The organism is Collinsella sp. LCP19S3_B11 (genome assembly GCF_052121915.1).
Classification (GTDB): domain Bacteria; phylum Actinomycetota; class Coriobacteriia; order Coriobacteriales; family Coriobacteriaceae; genus Collinsella.
Genome location: NZ_JBQKDI010000008.1, coordinates 36,751 through 52,569, shown reverse-complemented (window position 1 = coordinate 52,569; position 15,819 = coordinate 36,751). Strand labels below are relative to the sequence as shown.

Sequence of the window (15,819 nt, the reverse complement as noted above, 5' to 3'; positions counted from 1 at the left end):
ATCGCGATGACCAACAAGAAACTGCCCGAGAATGCAACCAAGACTGAAGGCGCCGAGCTCGCCCGCCGTGGAAGGGGCGAAATATCCACCGCAACGGCGGTGCCCCACGTGAGCTATGACGATCTGCGCCATGCCGATCGCATCACCGTTGAAGGTCTTGAGGTCTTTGCCAACCACGGCGTGTATCCCGAGGAGAACGCCCTGGGCCAGAAGTTCATCGTGTCCTTGGTGCTCTATGCCGACCTGCGTGCAGCAGGGGAGCACGATAACCTGGATGCCTCGATTGACTACGGCTCGGTGTGCCACGATGTCGATGGCTATCTGCGCGAGCATACGTTTAAGCTCATCGAGGCCGCAGCCGAGGGCGTGGCCCAGATGCTGCTACGTCGTTACCCTCTGCTGCTCGGCGTGCGTGTTAAGCTCGATAAGCCTTGGGCGCCCGTCGGTCTTCCCCTGGCAAGCTGCGGTGTCGAGATCGAGCGCGTGCGCTAACCGGTTCTACTACGTCTCTATGGGTGGCTGCTTGAGCCGCTGCGACAGAGCTCTATTGTTGGGGCAGTACGTGTCGAGCAGGGCGTGAAACCGCTGATTGTGGCTTGGCTCGAGCAAGTGGACGAGCTCGTGGGCGACAACCATGTCAAGGCACTCGACGGGGTAGGCGGCAAGCTCGCGTGCGATGCGAATGGCACCGGTTTTGGGCGTACACGAGCCCCAGCGCGTTTTCATGCTGCGCACGGAAACGCGGGAAGCGGCGACATCCATTGCGATTTCGTATGTGCGCACCATATCGCGCAGCGCCGTGGTGACCTCGGATGTATAGAGCTGGTCGATGCGGGCTTGGAGCTTATCGGGCGTTAGGCCGTCGAGGGCCGTGTGCTGCTTTGCCTGCGCGCGCCCACCTGGCTCGTCGGTACCCATAAAACTTGCGAAGGTGGCCTGTTTGGGTCGCGGTGCGGGTGATGCAAAGTTGTGATCGAGCGCATCTTGTACCGTGATGGGCTTGCCCCAAAGCGCAATGATGGACGAGGGGCTGAGCGGCTCTCGCTCCGTCGCCTGACGTTGCTCGCGCTGGGCAAGTCGGCTGATAATCCAGGCGCTGTTGCGCTTCACAAATGCTTCGATACGCTCGCGGGTGGCGCCGAGCGGCGCACTGGCGTGGACCTCACCGCTCGATGTGACGCGTAGGTTGAAGTTCTTGACACGCTTTTTGGTAACGACGACGGGGATGGGCATCCCATCCGGTCGGGATACGGAAATCGTAAACTGCTGCGTCAAAAGCGGTCCTTCAGATTGGGGACGGGCCGGCATGTCGACCGTTCGGCATGCCGGCCCGCTCAAGGGATGTGAAATTAATAACGCTCAAAGAAGGCAAGCGCGTTGTCGCTGCAGAGCTTTTGCATCACGGTCTTGCCAAAATGCTTGGAGAGCATGTTCTGGAACTCGGGCATCTTGCTGGCATCGGAGAGGAAAGCGGGCACCGTGGCGCCGTCCCAGTCGCCGCCGAGCGCGATGACGTCCTCGCCGCCCAGGTCGAGCCAGTGCTCGATATGTGCCGCCAGCTGATCGAAGGTGACGTCTGCGGCGGTCTTGTCGGTTGCGTCGTTGGAAAGGAACTCGCTGCAGTAGTTGAGGCCGACGATGCCACCCATGTCGCGAATGGTGCGGAACTGGTCGTCGGTAAGATTGCGTTTGGCGCCGCAAACCGCACGGGAGTTGGAGTGGCTGGCGACGAAGGGACGCGTGGCGCGGACGGCGACCTCGTCAAAGCACTCATCGTTGAGATGGGAGACGTCAAGCACCATGCCGGCGTGCTCCATCTGCGTAAGTGCCTCGATGCCGGCGGCGGTGAGGCCGGCGTGGGTATCGTGTCCGCTCGCGAGCGGCCCCTGCGCATTCCAGCTGAGTGACGACATGAGTACGCCCAAGCTCTTGAGCACCTCGATCAGTGCGGGGTCCTCGGCAAAGAACGTGGCGTTTTCGATGGTGTGGATGCAAGCGACCTTGCCGTCCTTGAGCGCGGGACGAATGTCTGCGGCGCTGCGCACGTTGACCATGCGATCGTGGTTGAGCATGGCCTGGCCGCTCATATGCGCCATGATCTGCGCCTGGAAGCGCGCGGCGTGGGCGGAGGGAATCTCGTCGGGGACAAACGTGGCGAAGCACTGTGCCCACGGTGTGTTGCCGATCTTTGCGAGCGAGATGGCGCAGGCGTTGCCCTCGATGAGGTCGAAATCTTGCGGATGCGTCTCGTCGCCGGGGAAATAACCGTCGGTGCCGGCGGTAAAGCGCAGGTCGAGATCGAGCGTGGCCCAGCCGATGCGGTCGGCGGTGTCGCAGTGCAAGTCAAATACGGGATATGCCATGGTTCCTCCGGTTGCAGCGTTTCTTTGCAAACTGTCTTCGAATTGTATGACTAGGGTATAGTTAGCGCCATACGTTCATGGCGGCCCGCGTTGTGTGCCGCCCTTATCACGGAGGTTTCCATGTCCAACCAGGGCAAGAAGGTCAAGACCCATTATCGCGGCACGCTCGACGACGGCACGCAGTTCGATAGCTCCTACGATCGCGGCGAGCCGCTGGAGTTCACCTGCGGTGCCGGTCAGATGATCAAGGGCTTCGATGCCGCCGTTGTCGACATGCAGGTGGGCGAGAAGAAGACCGTGCACATTCCTGCTGCCGATGCCTACGGCGAGCACAATCCCGAGATGGTTATCACCTTCCCGGCCGAGCAGGTTCCCAACATCGAGCAGATCGAGAAGGGCATGAAGCTCTTCCTGTCCACGCCGAGCGGCATGCCTGTCCCTGCCGTTGTCATCGATGTGACGCCCGAGGCCGTGACGCTCGATGCTAACCACGAGCTGGCCGGCAAGGATCTCAACTTTGATATCGAGCTCGTCGAGGTCGAGGATTAGAGTATGCCTGAACGCTTGGTTTCGACGACATGCTTGGGAAATCTCAACGATCCGTCCTATGAACTCCTGCTTCGTCGGGAGCTGGGTGGCATCTTTGAAGTTGACGAGCTGCTGCTCGATTGGGACCAGGCTGATGTTTGCGCGTTTGCGGGCGTGACGGAGCTGGGGCGCACGGTCGATGTTCGGCTAGATGCTGCCGACGGCAGTCGTCTTGCCGACGGCGACGTGCTCGCCATCGACCGTTCAGGCATGGTGCCCGTGGCGGTTGTCGTGCGCCTGCGCGGCGCCGAGGTCTATTTGGTCGAAGTCGACCGCATGGATCCGATTGCGCTCGCGCATGCGTGTTGGGAGATCGGCAATATGCACGCGCCGCTTTTCCGAGGCGATTCGGACGAGCATACCGTGCGCATGTATACGCCGGTGCAGCCTGTTTTGGGCCGCATGCTCCGAGACGTCGAGGGCGTTATGCTCTCGGTGGTTACCCGTGAACTCGATACGGACCGGCGCTTTGCGTCGCGTGCGGCGGAGGTCGTCGTGAGTATGGCTCCCGACTTTACGATCGTAAAAAAGGCGCGCGGTTAACGTGCGTATGAGCAAGACGGACTTTGAGAGGCAGCTATTCAAAGTCCGTCTTGCTGTTGATGAGGTGCTGTGGGGGAAAGCATATGGGTCTTGAGGGAATCAAGCTGATTGCATGCGATTTGGACGGCACGTTGCTGCATCCGGGGGAGTGCGAGCCGCGTTCCGAGGCCTTTGAGCTCATCGATGAGCTGCATCGTCGTGGCATCGTGTTTATGCCGGCGAGCGGCCGTCAATATGCGAGCTTGCGCTATCTGTTTGCCCCGGTGGCCGATGATCTCGCCTATGTATGCGAAAACGGAGCCCTCGTGATGAGCGAGGGGCGTGCCGTTGTCAAGCGTTCCATGGAGCGTAACCTTGCTATGGATATCGCGAATGCCGTGGTTGCGTATCCCCATGCCGACGTGACCCTTTCCTGCGAGGGGCACCTCTACACCATGAGCGGCAACGATGCATTCGTCGACCATTTGCGCTACGAGGTCCATTGCGATGTGGCGGTGGTCGACCGTCCCGAGGACATCGACGAGGACGTCATTAAGATCGCGTTTCAAACGCCCGAGACAGAGCAGCCGGCGGCGCTGGAGTATTTCGTCCGTCGCTTTGGCGACCGGGTCGATGTGATGACGTCGGGAACCGAATGGACCGACTTTATCGGCTTTGATTCGGGCAAGGGGTCCGCGCTTGCCGATTATGGTCGTGCGCTGGGGATCTCACCTAACGAAATGATGGCGTTTGGCGATAATGAAAACGACCGCGACATGCTCAACGTGGTGGGCCATCCCTATCTGATGGAGAGCTGCAATCCCAGTATGCGCGGTATCAACGACCGCGTCCGTTACGTGCGCACGGTCGAAGAAGAGCTGCGTCGCCTACTTGCTGAGTAGACATTTTGGACATGCCTGGAAATCTTTCTTTTGCCGCAATCGGTGAAAAAGTTGTTTTTAAGGCATGTCCCAAAATCTACCTACAGTTGGGGCAGAGGCCCTCGAAGATGGTGTAGTGCGAGCTGACGCTCCATCCGATTTGTTCGGATGCCCTGGCGTCGAGCTGGGTATTGAAGGGGAGCGGCACATCGATGACGCGGCCACACGAGGTGCAGATGATATGCGCATGCGGCTCGATGGCACGATCGAAGCGGCTGCCGCCCGGCGTTTTAATCGAGAGAATCTCCCCGGCATCGGCCAAGAGATTGAGGTTGCGGTAGACCGTACCGCGGCTGATTTTGTCATCCTGCGCGCGCACGACGTTGTAGATCTCATCGGCGGTGGGATGGTTATAGCTTTGGCGCACGGCGTCAAGAACCAGCTTTCGCTGCCTGGTATTCCTTCTTTGCACCGCCATGCGCCTCGCCTCTTTTCTATTAACGGTCGTAGGTAAATGATACCGTATTTAGCACACAATACTAATAATGAGGAGTGAAACCGTCTTCATTGGCAAGTGAGGCTCGGAGCTGGGCGTCTACGAGGCGAAAACGCGTTCCCATGCGCTCGTAGGAGGCATGAAGCGCCTCGAGATGAGATAGGATGTTTGCCGGAGCTCCCTGTATCTCCATCTCGACTGAGCCGTCTTCCATGTTACGCACCCAGCCGGTGAGTGCGCGTGCCTGCGCGAGGTTGGTGTTGGTAAAGCGAAAGCCAACGCCTTGGACTTGCCCCTCCCAGCGCAGGAAATAGCGCAGGGGAGTGTCTTGAGTGGCCTCGTCGCTTGCGAGCACAGTAAGCCTGCGGCGCAGCTCGAGCTCGATGCCAGAGGGCTTTTGGGGCTCGCGGCTGCCGCCGGCGACGCCCGAGAAAAGCTTGTCGAAAATACCCATCGCTAGGCCTGCTTGACAGAATCGGCGGGGAAGGTAATGCCGGCCTGTTGGCGCACGGCATCCATGATGCGCAGCGAGACAAGCGTGACATCGCGATAGTGGCCAAGCTCGTGACGTCCCGCCGGGGTCTCCCAAATCTCTTCCTTGACGTTATCGATGCCGCCGATGGCGGTGATAAAGTCTGCGAGTTCGTATTCCATGGTGTTGCTCGATTTGGGCAGGTCGAGCACGCGGCCGTTGTCGCTCTGTTCGCGCGGCGCCTCGGTCGCCGAGCCGCGTACGACATCGCCGCGATAGTCGATGCGGACGTTGCGGGGCGTGGACAGATGGTCAATCTGGATAGTGCCACGCTCGCCTTCGATCTGCGAGGGCAGTAGGTCATTCGTAATTTTGGAGTGCGCGAGCTCGACGGAGATACGGCCACCGCCGTAGCTGGCGAGGATGGAACCGCAGCCATCGATGGGGCCATGGGTGAGCTCCTGCGTGGTGGGGTCGAGCAGAGTAGCCATGCTCGTAAGGCTGGAGGGCATGCCGAAGATCTCGACCATGGGCTCGACGGTATAGACGCCAATATCCATGAGGGAGCCCGAGGCCATGTGGCAGTCGAAGATGTTGGTGGCGCGTCCCGCGAGAACCTCGTTGTAGCGTGAAGAATACTTGCCAAAGCGCAGTGAGGCGCGACGAATGGGCGCAATCTCGCCCAGGGCGTCCTCGATGGCGTGGAAAGCGGGGTCATGGAGCGGGCGCATGGCCTCGAGGGCTACGACGCCCGCCGCCTCGGCGGCGCGGAAGACTTCCAGCGCCTGCGCCTCGGTGGCGCAGAAGGGCTTCTCGACGATGACGTGCTTGCCGCTGGCGATGCAGGCAAGGGCCTGCTCGTAGTGAAGTGCGTTTGGGCTGCCGATATAGACGGCGTCGACGTCGGCGGCTGCTGCAAGCTCATCAAGTGAAGTAAAGTTTCGCTCGCCGCCGTGCTCGGCAGTAAAGGCGGCGCCGCGCTCGGCGTTGCGCGAGAGCGTGCCTACGAATACAGCCTGGTCGTTGGCATTGACGACCTGGATAAAGTCGTCGGTGATCATGGATGTGCCGATGGTCGCGATGCGCAGCATACGTCCCCCTTGCGTTGTTTTGGTCTACAGGATGAGTGTAGCGCGTGGGGATATAAAGCTGCGCGAAAACGCTATTACAGGTCGCTCTCGTTAAAGCCGGTGTCGATATCGAGGTTGGCTCCATCGGCCGCGGTGGTGGCGAGCTCGTCGCAGCGCTCGTTGAGCTCGTGGCCGGCATGCCCCTTAACCCAGATGAACTCCACCTTATGCTTGCTCTTTGCGGCAAGCAGGCGCTCCCACAGGTCGCGGTTCTTAACGGGCTGCTTGTTGGCAGTTTTCCACCCGCGCTTTTTCCAGCCGTCGATCCAGTGCTTGTTAAAGGCGTTGACGACGTACTGCGAGTCGGAGTGGACCTCGACCTCGCAGGGACGGTTGAGCGCCTCGAGCGCCACGATGACCGCCATGAGCTCCATGCGGTTGTTGGTGGTCTTGGCGTAGCCACGCGAAAGCTCGGAGGTGAAGGTCTTGCCGGCGGGGTTGGTGTATTTGAGCACGGCGCCGTAGCCACCGCGTCCCGGATTGGATCGAGCCGAGCCGTCGGTATAGATGATGACCTTCACAGACTTCCTTTCGTCGAGTTCCTCTCTTGCGGCTGTCTATTGTAGCGCCCGGTCCATCCTGTTTTATGCGAGGCGTGCCGCTCCACAAGGATGGTGGAGACGTTGTCGCCAAGAAAGATGGGCGACCTGAATTGTCAAGAGCTAGAGGGCTTTTAAATCTGCCATTTCTATCCCGTCCCCAAATGGTTGGTTTTCGTGGATGATGCGATCGAGTTCGTCGAGGTATTGCCGCAGCAGGGGAGAGGGCTTGCGCTCATCGTGCATGATGTAGCCCACGCGCATCGTTGGAGCGTCTGCCAACGGGATCGATGCCATGCCCCATTGCATTTCATTGGAGAGGACACCGGTCGACAAAGTGTAACCGTTCGACGTGATGAGCAGATTGGTGAGCGTGCCACGGTCGGAAACGCGGATGTTGCGGTCGCAGGGGATATGGCTAAACGGCTCCTCGGCGTAATAGAAGGAGTTCGAGGTCCCCTGCTCAAAGCTGTAGCGCGTATAGGGCGTAAGGTCGGCAAGCGATAGCTGGGGGCGGCGTGCGAGCGGATGGCGCTCGCTAACGAAGACGTGGACCGTTGCATCGAAGAGGGGATGGAAGCTTGCGCGGGCGTCGGCGAAGGCCTTCTGCAGGACGCGGGCGTTAAAGTCATCCAGATACAGAATGCCGATATCGCTGCGAAATGCGCGGACGTCGTCGATGATCTGTGACGTGGTGGTCTCGCGCATGATGAACTCGAACTTACTGTCGCGGCAGCGCTCGACGACGTTGACAAAGGCCTCGACCGAAAAAGCGTAGTGCTGGGCCGAGACGGCAAGGCGTGCCTGGGGTGTGCCGCCGTCCTCGTAGCGGGCCTCGAGCATATCGGCCTGCTCTACGACCTGGCGCGCATAGCCTAAAAGCTCGGTGCCGTCGTTGGTGAGTGTGACGCCGCGGCTGGAGCGCGTAAAGATTTCCAGACGGAGCTCCTGCTCTAGGCTTTTGACGGCGTTGGAGATATTGGATTGCGCGGTATAGAGGCGCTGAGCTGCGGCGTTAATTGAGCCGGATTCTGCCACGGCGATAAGAAAACGAAGCTGCTGGAGGGTCATCGGCACCCGTCCTTTCGATAGCTATCTAAAAAACCGATAACAGGTTAGCGCTTTTAAGTGATTGACCGCGCGAAACAATGCTCGTACTATTCAAAACACACAAAGGAGGTAGGTAATTAATCCGACCACGAGAACGGGATGTCAAAAGGAGGGCCGCATATGAACTGCTTACTAAGACGAATGCCGGGCTCCTGCTTGCGCCCGTCGGCGTGATCAGGAGACAGGGGCTTACTTCTCTTACTCTTATTACTTTTGTTTGATCAAGGAGATCATCATGAGCCAGTTTATCAACAACCCCGAGCACACCTTTGGCTTCGACACCCTGCAGCTGCACGTTGGCCAGGAGAGCGCCGACCCCGCATCCGATTCCCGCGCTGTGCCTATCTACCAGACCACGAGCTATGTGTTCCGCAACTCCCAGCACGCTGCTGACCGCTTTGGCCTTGCCGACGCCGGGAATATCTACGGTCGTCTGACCAACTCCACCCAGGGCGTCTTTGAGGATCGCATTGCCGCGCTCGAGGGCGGCGTTGCCGGCCTCGCCGTCGCCTCTGGCGCCGCCGCCATCACCTATACCCTGCAGGCCCTCGCTCAGGCCGGCGACCATGTGGTGGCCCAAAAGACCATCTACGGCGGTTCCTACAACCTGCTGGAGCACACGCTCTCCCAGTTTGGTGTCGAGACCACCTTCGTCGATGCCCACAACCTGGACGAGGTCGAGGGTGCCATCAGGGACAACACCACGGTCATTTACCTCGAGACGCTCGGTAACCCCAACTCCGATATCCCCAACATCGACGCTATCTCCGAGGTCGCTAAGAAGCATGGTCTTCCGGTTGTTGTCGATAACACCTTCGGCACCCCGTATCTGTTCCGTCCGCTGGAGCACGGCGCCAACATCGTCGTTCACTCTGCAACTAAGTTTATTGGCGGCCACGGCACCTCGTTGGGCGGCGTGATTATCGATGGCGGCAACTTTGACTGGAAGGCGAGCGGCAAGTATGCGCAGATCTCCGAGCCCAATCCCTCCTACCATGGCGTCTCGTTTACCGAGGCCGCCGGCCGCGCTGCCTTCGCGACCTATGTCCGTGCTATCTTGCTGCGTGACGAGGGCGCCTGCATTAGCCCGTTTAACGCCTGGGTCCTGCTCCAGGGCACCGAGACCCTGTCGCTGCGCGTTGACCGCCATGTCGAGAACACCAAGAAGGTCGTTGAGTTCCTGATCGGTGACGGCCATGTTGCCAAGGTAAACCACCCGAGCCTGCCCGAGCACCCCGACCATGAGCTGTACCAGAAGTATTTCCCCCGTGGCGGCGCCTCGATCTTCACCTTCGAGATCAAGGGCGGCCAGGAGGCTGCTTGGAAGTTCATCGACCACCTGCAGGTGTTCTCGCTGCTCGCCAACGTAGCCGACGTCAAGTCGCTCGTCGTGCACCCGGCTACCACCACGCACTCCCAGCTCTCTGCCGAGGAGCTTGCCGAGCAGAACATTACGCCCTCTACAATCCGTCTTTCCATTGGTACCGAGAACGCCGAGGACATCATTTGGGATCTGAAGCAGGCCTTTGCCGCGCTGGACGAGTAGGGCGACTTGTGCAAGGGCCCCTTGCGACTCGATAGGTATAACTGCATAAAATGCCTGCTCAAGGCGCCTGCGCGAACAATGGTTGCGCAGGCGCTTTTTTGCATAGGAAGGGCGCTATTACAGGGTTGTTGGCATGCTTTATGCAATCGAGATGTGGAAAACTCCTGTTGAGAGGATGTGAGTTTTACGCAAATGACGTGCACCTTTTGAGAAAAACCGCAGGTCGCGATTTACTCGGGGTACTATGCAGCGCGATCGAATCACACGCAGCGTAAACGCAGCAAAAACTCACTACGGAGGTTTCCAGCTACATGAGGATCGATTCACGAAAACCGAAGGCCGCCGCCCTTTCTGCCACGCTTGCCGTGGCGCTTTTAGTGGGTGCCGGCGTAACCGATGCCCACGCGGCAACACTGTCCGACGCGGTCGGATCCACGCCGTCCGAGGCGACCCTGATGCAGCCCGTCGACTATCGTAGCGACGGCTTTGGCTCCATGCAGGAGTGGAACGCCTCGATGGGGGCCAAGCGCGATTCCCTAGAGGTCCGCGCGCAGATCATCATGAACATGTACGGTGACTATGCCACCGATGACGAGCGCGCTGTACTGCAGGGTTGTATCGACGGTGCGGGCAGTCTTTTGACGATGGAGGAGGTCGACGCGAAGTCGGCCGAGCTCGACGAGCTTCGCTCCACGCTCGAGGATGCTAAGCGCGGGGCGCTCGAGGCTGCGGCCGTCGAGGCAGAAGCTGCCGAGGCCGTTCAGGCTTCGTATTACAACGCCGGCTCCGGCTCGTCTTACGCGTCTGCTGCGTATTACGCGAACGGCTCGGGCCTGACGCGCTCGAGCGGTGTCAATAACTACAACGGTCGTCGCGAGACCTATTACAGCAGCAACGTGTTGTATCACCACCGCACGGGTGAGTGGACGCTGGATTCCGAGGGCTTTTGGCGTGATTCCGACGGCTACTACGTGGTGGCTGCGAGCGATAAGTCCCAGGGCTCGACCTTTACGGGCTCTAAGGGCGAGTGCAAGGTCTACGATTCGGGTTGCGCAGCCGGAACTACCGATTACTACACCGGTTGGTAATCTGTCGGCATCGATTGCACATGATGGACGGGCGTCTTTACCGAGCTTTCGGGCAATGTAGGGGCGCCCGTTTTTATATGCATTTGGGTTAACAGAGCCCTTACCGTGGCACTACGTTGGGCATATGGGCGCGGGGCACACTAAGTCATGAGAAACAAGGTCTTTCTCGTGGAGGAAGTGATCCCATGAACGCTCGAGATGTCGCTATTGCCGTCGTTGCCCTTTTGATCGGATGTCTTGGTCCGACGGCGGCGTTAGTTGCCGGCTTGCAGTCCACTACGGGTGCTGCTCCTGTGGTTGTGAGCGCCTTGATTGCAGCGGCGCTGTTGGGAAGCGCCGGCGTGGTGCTTTGCCGCGATGACGAGGACGAGGTCCCGGAGTCGCAAAACGAGCCTCAGTTTTAGCCTCGGCCTAAATGCGACAGTCCTTCGCGAGCGATGGGATCCTCGCGAAGGACTGTCTGCTTACATTGCGCGCGTCGCCGTGCGGGCGAGGCTACCAGCTGCTTTCTATTTCGCGAATCCTCTGGTAGAGCCAATCGTTTTGCGGCACTTGGATATCGTGTTTGGCGGCCAGGCGGCAAATGGTGCCCGCGAACTCCTCGACTTCGGTTTTACGTTGTGCGATGCGGTCCTGCGCCATCGAGGGCATGCCGGCGGGGTCGATTCCCTCGATGAGGTGCACCATCTGCGTCAGGTCTGCCTCGGTAAGCTCAACGCCTTCGGCGTTGGCGACCGCAAGTGTCTCGCGCATGGCGGAAACAAAGCAGCGACGCTGCTCGGAGTCCTGTTCCGTGGCGCTCCCGTAGGTCCCGCCATAGGCCATGCAGGTCTGGTTGATGCCATCGTTGAGCATGAGTTTGGCCCACATGCGGTGCACAATGTCGCTCTCGACGGTATGGGCGATGCCGCAGCGCGTGTAGAGCTCATCGATGGCGGTGACGGTTGCGGGCTCGGTGCCTGCTGCCGCGCCAAAGCGAATCTCGCCCGCATTGGTAAAGGTGAGCGCGCCGTTAAGGAATACGGCGTCCATGCCCTGGCAGATGCCCAGGACGGTGTGCTTCCAGCCAAAGCGCTCGGCTATTTTTTGCTCGCTCGTAATGCCGTTGCACAGCGAGGCGATGAGCGTGTTGGGTCCCACGACGCGCTCCATAGTCTTGAGTGCTTGGTTGAGCCCCGTCGTCTTGACCGTGAGAATGACCAGATCGGCGGGCGTTGCCTCGCTGGCGCGGACGGACTTGAGCGCGCAGGGCTTTCCGTTGACGGTGAGCGCATCGCCCACGTGGCACTCGAAACGCGCGTCATCCATGACGTATTCGACGGCGTCATTGCCGAGGGCCTTGGCAATCATACTGCCGTAGAGCAGGCCGACGCCGCCCTTGCCGATAAAGGCGACCTTGTTGATCTGCATGTGAATCATCTCCTCACAAAAAGGCGCCCGCATATGGGGCGCCTGATGGATTGTATGCCGCTGGGGCATGTGGCGTACACCGGAGGCTGAATTTAGAAGAACAAATGCATGGGAACTTATGCCGCGGGGCAGATGGCAAAAACGCGCGCGGGATATCCAACGCCATCGCGCACCTTGGGGAAGGTGCAGAAGATGACGGCGCCCGTGGCGGGAAGCTCGTCCAGATGGTCCATGATCTCGATCTGGTAGCGGTCGACCGAGAGGGTGCATTGTTCGCCGGGATAGGGGTAGGCATCCTCGTGTGTGGTCACGCTCGCCTCCTTTCATCGGGCTTTTTGCTGATGTTAAAGCGGTGCCGTGACAGCTCGATTTCTGCTGCGTTACGATACGTTCTCGATTGCGATTCCACGATGTTTCGGCCGCGTGACCCTTGTGTTTCGCCTTGCCGGGGCGCTGATGGCGAAGGGAGGGGCCGTGCAATACCGCGTTGACCCCAAAAGTGGTAACCGAATATCCGCTCTGGGTCTGGGCTGCATGAGATTTCCTGGTGCGCCGGGACGTCCGGATGCGAAGACAGCCGATGCCATCATTTCCCGTGCGGTGGAGCGAGGGATAAATTATCTGGATACGGCGTACCTTTATCCCGGCAACGAGGCGTGCGTGGGCGCCTCGCTTGAGCGCTTGGGGCTGCGCGACCAGGTGCTGCTGGCGACTAAGTTGCCGCACGCTTCGTGCAAGAGTGCGGATGATTTCGACCGCATCTTCGACGAGCAACTGCACCGTTTGCGGACTGACCATATCGACTACTACCTTATACACAACATCACCTCGCCCGCCCAGTGGGAACGTGTGGTGGCGTTGGGCATCGAGGACTGGATCGCGCGTCAAAAGGCGGCGGGGCGCATTCGCCAGATTGGTTTTTCGTATCACGGCAGCGCGGCGGATTTCCTGACGATGCTTGACGCATATGACTGGGATTTTTGCCAGATACAGTACAACTATGCCGGCGAGCGTTACCAAGCGGGAACGGCGGGACTCATGGCCGCCGCCGAGCAAGGCCTCGCGGTGTTTGTGATGGAGCCGCTTTTGGGCGGACGCCTGGCGGGCAAGCTGCCGCCGCGGGCCCGCGCTGTGCTCGATAGCGCCCGTGACCCGCATTTGTGCACTCCTGCCGCCTGGGGGCTTTCGTGGGTGTGGAATCATCCTCAGGTGACGATGCTGCTTTCGGGTATGACCGATACCGCGCAGGTGGATGAGAACGCGGCATTGGCCGATCGGGCCCTGCCGGATTCGATGACGGCTACTCAGCTCGATGCCATCGCGCACGTGCTGACGGAGTTTGAAAAATCGAATCGCGTGCCCTGCACGGGATGCGGTTACTGCGTGCCGTGTCCTAAAGGCATCAATATTCCTGGGTGTTTTGCCGCCTACAACGCAAGCTATGCGCACAGCTGGTTTACGGGTCTATCGCAGTACTTTACGGCGAGTGCGGTGCGCACAAGCGAGCCCAAGTTGGTGAGCAATTGCGTCAAGTGCGGCAAATGCGCACGCCACTGCCCGCAGCACATCGATATTCCCGAGCGTCTCGACGATGTGCGCCGACGTTTCCAGCCTGGCCCCGTGACGGCGGCGCTTAAGGCCTTCGGCAAAACGCTCTCCTGATGCCCCTTTTATAACTTGCGGTGGAATAGTTCCTGTTTGCGGCAGAATAAGGCATCAACAGGAACTATTTCACCGTAACTGATGAGGGGGAGCTGGGGATGCTGACGATCGGGTGTCACCTATCCACGACGAAGGGCTATCGGGCGATGGGGGAGACGGCGCTATCCATTGGCGCCAATACCTTTGCATTCTTTACGCGCAACCCGCGCGGCGGCAAGGCGAAAGACCTTGACATGGATGACGTGGCGGCCCTGCGCGAGCTTATGGAACAAAACGATTTTGGTCCCCTCGTGGCCCATGCTCCGTATACCTATAACCCCTGCTCGGCCAAAGAGCGGGCGCGCGAGTTTGCCCTGGAGGCCATGGCTGAGGATCTGCAGCGTCTGGAAGCGCTGCCCGGTAACTACTACAATTTCCATCCCGGTGCGCATGTGGGACAGGGCTCCGACGCCGGCATTCAGATGATCGTCGACGCCCTGTGCCAGGTGATGTTTGAGGGCCAGCAGACGACGGTGCTGCTCGAGACCATGGCTGGCAAGGGCACCGAGGTGGGCCGCAGCTTTGAGGAACTGGCGATCATCATCGAGGGCGTTGCTGACAGGCGCCCCGAGCTGTCGGCCAAGCTGGGCGTTTGCCTGGACACCTGCCATGTAAATGACGCCGGCTATGATATCGTCCAAGATCTTGACGGTGTGCTCGACGAGTTCGATCGTGTGGTGGGTATCGAGCGCCTGCGCGCTGTGCATATCAATGATTCCAAGAATCCCCGCGGTGCCCATAAGGACCGGCATGAATGCATCGGCAAGGGTTACCTCGGCAGCGAGGAACTTGGCGGTGGAATGCAGGTTATGCAGAATATTGTATCGAATAGCTGCCTGCGATCACTGCCATTCATTTTGGAAACGCCGAACGAACTTGCAGGTTATGCGGCTGAAATTAAACTATTAAGGTCATTGCAGCAGTAATGACTGTCATAAAGTGGAGTGTTCCATTCACGTTATGGGTTTGTTTCAATCAGTTTTCTAATTGCAGATTCTCTCACGCGGGTGCATAATAGCCCTCAGTTTTTGCAGGCCCCTGAATCACATGGGGCCATTGGAAGGAGACTGATTATGAAGCTGAAGAAGCTTGGCGCATTTGCCGCCACGGGCGCCATGGCGCTCGCCCTCGCACTGACGGGCTGCGGCTCGTCCAACGCCACCTCTGGTTCTGATGCCGGTTCCAGCAGCTCTGACGACGCTAAGGTCGAGAAGGTCGACGGCTCCAAGGAGTACGCGCTCGTCAAGGACGGTACGCTGACCGTCGGCACCTCTGCCGAGTACGCTCCGTTTGAGTACAAGGATGACAACGGCGATTATCAGGGCTTTGACCTTGAGCTCATCAAGGCTATCGGCGACAAGCTGGGCCTGGATGTCGAGTACGTCAACAACGACTTCGACACGCTCGTCCCCGGCGTCGCTTCGGGCACCAAGTATGACGTCTCCATTGCGGCTATCACCGACACGCCCGAGCGTGAGAAGGAAGTCGCTTTCTCCGATTCCTACTACATGGACGATCAGGCTATCGTGACCAAGGTCGATAACACCGACATCACGGCCGACAATTACAGCGAGAAGCTCAACAACGCCGACGCTACCATTATCGTCCAGTCTGGCTCGACCGCCGAGGCCTTTGCTCAGGAGAACTTCCCCAAGGCCAAGATCATCCCCTACAAGGACGCTACCGATTGCTTCAGCGCCCTGCAGTCCGACAAGGGCGATGCCGTAGTCACCAACCGCTCCGTTGCCAGCCAGCTGACCGCCGAGCAGTTCAACACCTGCCACACGGTTAAACAGATCAGCACCGGCGAGGAGTACGCCATTGCCATCAACCAGGGCAATACCAAGCTCAAGGACGACATCAACCAGGCCATCAAGGACCTGACCGACGACGGTACCGTTGACGCCCTCATGGCTAAGTACAACATCAAGTAAACAGATACTTGATTGCGTGTGGGCCCTTTCCGTTTAGCG

Annotated in this window: 19 protein-coding genes; 10 read left to right on the top strand and 9 right to left on the bottom strand. The window is 59.4% G+C overall.

The window, feature by feature from the left end; translation table 11 throughout:
* Window positions 1–6: 6 nt before the first annotated feature.
* Entirely contained in the window at window positions 7–492 is a 486-nt protein-coding gene (gene folB, locus ACTQV4_RS05965) for a dihydroneopterin aldolase (protein WP_427718610.1), read from the top strand.
* A gap of 9 nt (window positions 493–501) precedes the next feature.
* On the opposite strand, the gene ACTQV4_RS05960 is transcribed toward folB, so the two are convergent.
* Window positions 502–1,233: a M48 family metallopeptidase gene (locus tag ACTQV4_RS05960; RefSeq protein WP_441569485.1), complete on the bottom strand. Its 732-nt coding sequence runs from the start codon at window positions 1,231–1,233 to the stop codon at window positions 502–504.
* 116 nt (window positions 1,234–1,349) lie between these two features.
* Entirely contained in the window at window positions 1,350–2,363 is a 1,014-nt protein-coding gene (locus tag ACTQV4_RS05955) for a dipeptidase (protein WP_427727766.1), read from the bottom strand.
* Window positions 2,364–2,483: 120 nt separating this feature from the next.
* Here ACTQV4_RS05955 and ACTQV4_RS05950 point away from each other — a divergent pair, with 120 nt between their 5' ends.
* The 3 genes from ACTQV4_RS05950 to ACTQV4_RS05940 all read left to right on the top strand — a co-directional run bounded on the left by ACTQV4_RS05950 (window position 2,484) and on the right by ACTQV4_RS05940 (window position 4,375).
* Window positions 2,484–2,912 carry an FKBP-type peptidyl-prolyl cis-trans isomerase gene (locus ACTQV4_RS05950; RefSeq protein ID WP_117640821.1) on the top strand — a complete coding sequence of 143 codons (429 nt, stop codon included), beginning with the start codon at window positions 2,484–2,486 and terminating at the stop codon, window positions 2,910–2,912.
* 3 nt (window positions 2,913–2,915) lie between these two features.
* Window positions 2,916–3,494 (top strand): urease accessory protein UreE, encoded by a 579-nt coding sequence (locus tag ACTQV4_RS05945; protein WP_441559968.1) that lies wholly within the window; start codon window positions 2,916–2,918, stop codon window positions 3,492–3,494.
* Window positions 3,495–3,577: 83 nt separating this feature from the next.
* Complete coding sequence (locus ACTQV4_RS05940) at window positions 3,578–4,375, top strand: HAD-IIB family hydrolase (protein ID WP_441559967.1); 798 nt, start codon at window positions 3,578–3,580, stop codon at window positions 4,373–4,375.
* A 76-nt stretch (window positions 4,376–4,451) separates the two neighbouring features.
* Here the strand turns inward: ACTQV4_RS05940 and ACTQV4_RS05935 are convergent, their stop codons facing one another.
* The 5 genes from ACTQV4_RS05935 to ACTQV4_RS05915 all read right to left on the bottom strand — a co-directional run bounded on the left by ACTQV4_RS05935 (window position 4,452) and on the right by ACTQV4_RS05915 (window position 8,062).
* Window positions 4,452–4,832 carry a Fur family transcriptional regulator gene (locus tag ACTQV4_RS05935; protein WP_441015836.1) on the bottom strand — a complete coding sequence of 127 codons (381 nt, stop codon included), beginning with the start codon at window positions 4,830–4,832 and terminating at the stop codon, window positions 4,452–4,454.
* Window positions 4,833–4,893: 61 nt separating this feature from the next.
* Window positions 4,894–5,304, bottom strand: a complete 411-nt coding sequence (locus tag ACTQV4_RS05930; RefSeq protein ID WP_441054471.1) for an acylphosphatase — start codon at window positions 5,302–5,304, stop codon at window positions 4,894–4,896.
* A gap of 2 nt (window positions 5,305–5,306) precedes the next feature.
* Window positions 5,307–6,413 carry a Gfo/Idh/MocA family protein gene (locus tag ACTQV4_RS05925; protein WP_441054469.1) on the bottom strand — a complete coding sequence of 369 codons (1,107 nt, stop codon included), beginning with the start codon at window positions 6,411–6,413 and terminating at the stop codon, window positions 5,307–5,309.
* A gap of 74 nt (window positions 6,414–6,487) precedes the next feature.
* The gene (rnhA, locus tag ACTQV4_RS05920; RefSeq protein ID WP_441041016.1) at window positions 6,488–6,973 is read right to left on the bottom strand and encodes a ribonuclease HI; all 486 of its coding nucleotides are present in this window, start codon (window positions 6,971–6,973) and stop codon (window positions 6,488–6,490) included.
* Window positions 6,974–7,114: 141 nt separating this feature from the next.
* Window positions 7,115–8,062: a LysR family transcriptional regulator gene (locus ACTQV4_RS05915; RefSeq protein ID WP_441054467.1), complete on the bottom strand. Its 948-nt coding sequence runs from the start codon at window positions 8,060–8,062 to the stop codon at window positions 7,115–7,117.
* Between the two features lie 274 nt (window positions 8,063–8,336).
* Between ACTQV4_RS05915 and ACTQV4_RS05910 the strand changes: the two genes are divergently transcribed.
* The 3 genes from ACTQV4_RS05910 (at window position 8,337) to ACTQV4_RS05900 (ending at window position 11,139) form a co-directional block, all read left to right on the top strand.
* Window positions 8,337–9,647 (top strand): O-acetylhomoserine aminocarboxypropyltransferase/cysteine synthase family protein, encoded by a 1,311-nt coding sequence (locus ACTQV4_RS05910; RefSeq protein ID WP_441054465.1) that lies wholly within the window; start codon window positions 8,337–8,339, stop codon window positions 9,645–9,647.
* A 311-nt stretch (window positions 9,648–9,958) separates the two neighbouring features.
* Window positions 9,959–10,735 (top strand): hypothetical protein, encoded by a 777-nt coding sequence (locus ACTQV4_RS05905; protein WP_441054463.1) that lies wholly within the window; start codon window positions 9,959–9,961, stop codon window positions 10,733–10,735.
* 185 nt (window positions 10,736–10,920) lie between these two features.
* Complete coding sequence (locus ACTQV4_RS05900; protein ID WP_154517389.1) at window positions 10,921–11,139, top strand: hypothetical protein; 219 nt, start codon at window positions 10,921–10,923, stop codon at window positions 11,137–11,139.
* A 91-nt stretch (window positions 11,140–11,230) separates the two neighbouring features.
* Here ACTQV4_RS05900 and ACTQV4_RS05895 read toward each other — a convergent pair whose 3' ends face one another.
* Both ACTQV4_RS05895 and ACTQV4_RS05890 read right to left on the bottom strand, forming a co-directional pair.
* Entirely contained in the window at window positions 11,231–12,145 is a 915-nt protein-coding gene (locus tag ACTQV4_RS05895) for a ketopantoate reductase family protein (RefSeq protein ID WP_441054461.1), read from the bottom strand.
* A 116-nt stretch (window positions 12,146–12,261) separates the two neighbouring features.
* Window positions 12,262–12,456, bottom strand: coding sequence for a hypothetical protein (locus ACTQV4_RS05890; protein WP_427793860.1), 195 nt, complete (start codon window positions 12,454–12,456; stop codon window positions 12,262–12,264).
* 163 nt (window positions 12,457–12,619) lie between these two features.
* Here ACTQV4_RS05890 and ACTQV4_RS05885 point away from each other — a divergent pair, with 163 nt between their 5' ends.
* From ACTQV4_RS05885 to ACTQV4_RS05875, 3 genes are all read left to right on the top strand, one after another.
* A complete protein-coding gene (locus ACTQV4_RS05885) occupies window positions 12,620–13,807 on the top strand; it encodes an aldo/keto reductase (RefSeq protein WP_441559964.1) in 1,188 nt (395 codons plus the stop codon).
* Between the two features lie 98 nt (window positions 13,808–13,905).
* Complete coding sequence (locus ACTQV4_RS05880; RefSeq protein ID WP_441559962.1) at window positions 13,906–14,772, top strand: deoxyribonuclease IV; 867 nt, start codon at window positions 13,906–13,908, stop codon at window positions 14,770–14,772.
* 147 nt (window positions 14,773–14,919) lie between these two features.
* Entirely contained in the window at window positions 14,920–15,780 is an 861-nt protein-coding gene (locus ACTQV4_RS05875; protein WP_427793865.1) for an ABC transporter substrate-binding protein, read from the top strand.
* The last annotated feature ends 39 nt before the right edge of the window (window positions 15,781–15,819 follow it).

Bases quoted from the DNA above. Each gene is read 5' to 3' on its own strand.
- ACTQV4_RS05930 (WP_441054471.1), bottom strand. From the start codon at position 5,304: ATGGGTATTTTCGACAAGCTTTTCTCGGGCGTCGCCGGCGGCAGCCGC.
- folB (WP_427718610.1), top strand. From the start codon at position 7: ATGACCAACAAGAAACTGCCCGAGAATGCAACCAAGACTGAAGGCGCC.
- ACTQV4_RS05875 (WP_427793865.1), top strand. From the start codon at position 14,920: ATGAAGCTGAAGAAGCTTGGCGCATTTGCCGCCACGGGCGCCATGGCG.
- ACTQV4_RS05945 (WP_441559968.1), top strand. From the start codon at position 2,916: ATGCCTGAACGCTTGGTTTCGACGACATGCTTGGGAAATCTCAACGAT.
- ACTQV4_RS05895 (WP_441054461.1), bottom strand. From the start codon at position 12,145: ATGCAGATCAACAAGGTCGCCTTTATCGGCAAGGGCGGCGTCGGCCTG.
- ACTQV4_RS05960 (WP_441569485.1), bottom strand. From the start codon at position 1,233: ATGCCCATCCCCGTCGTCGTTACCAAAAAGCGTGTCAAGAACTTCAAC.
- ACTQV4_RS05900 (WP_154517389.1), top strand. From the start codon at position 10,921: ATGAACGCTCGAGATGTCGCTATTGCCGTCGTTGCCCTTTTGATCGGA.
- ACTQV4_RS05925 (WP_441054469.1), bottom strand. From the start codon at position 6,413: ATGCTGCGCATCGCGACCATCGGCACATCCATGATCACCGACGACTTT.
- ACTQV4_RS05905 (WP_441054463.1), top strand. From the start codon at position 9,959: ATGAGGATCGATTCACGAAAACCGAAGGCCGCCGCCCTTTCTGCCACG.
- ACTQV4_RS05955 (WP_427727766.1), bottom strand. From the start codon at position 2,363: ATGGCATATCCCGTATTTGACTTGCACTGCGACACCGCCGACCGCATC.
- ACTQV4_RS05880 (WP_441559962.1), top strand. From the start codon at position 13,906: ATGCTGACGATCGGGTGTCACCTATCCACGACGAAGGGCTATCGGGCG.
- ACTQV4_RS05910 (WP_441054465.1), top strand. From the start codon at position 8,337: ATGAGCCAGTTTATCAACAACCCCGAGCACACCTTTGGCTTCGACACC.
- ACTQV4_RS05950 (WP_117640821.1), top strand. From the start codon at position 2,484: ATGTCCAACCAGGGCAAGAAGGTCAAGACCCATTATCGCGGCACGCTC.
- ACTQV4_RS05915 (WP_441054467.1), bottom strand. From the start codon at position 8,062: ATGACCCTCCAGCAGCTTCGTTTTCTTATCGCCGTGGCAGAATCCGGC.
- ACTQV4_RS05935 (WP_441015836.1), bottom strand. From the start codon at position 4,832: ATGGCGGTGCAAAGAAGGAATACCAGGCAGCGAAAGCTGGTTCTTGAC.
- ACTQV4_RS05940 (WP_441559967.1), top strand. From the start codon at position 3,578: ATGGGTCTTGAGGGAATCAAGCTGATTGCATGCGATTTGGACGGCACG.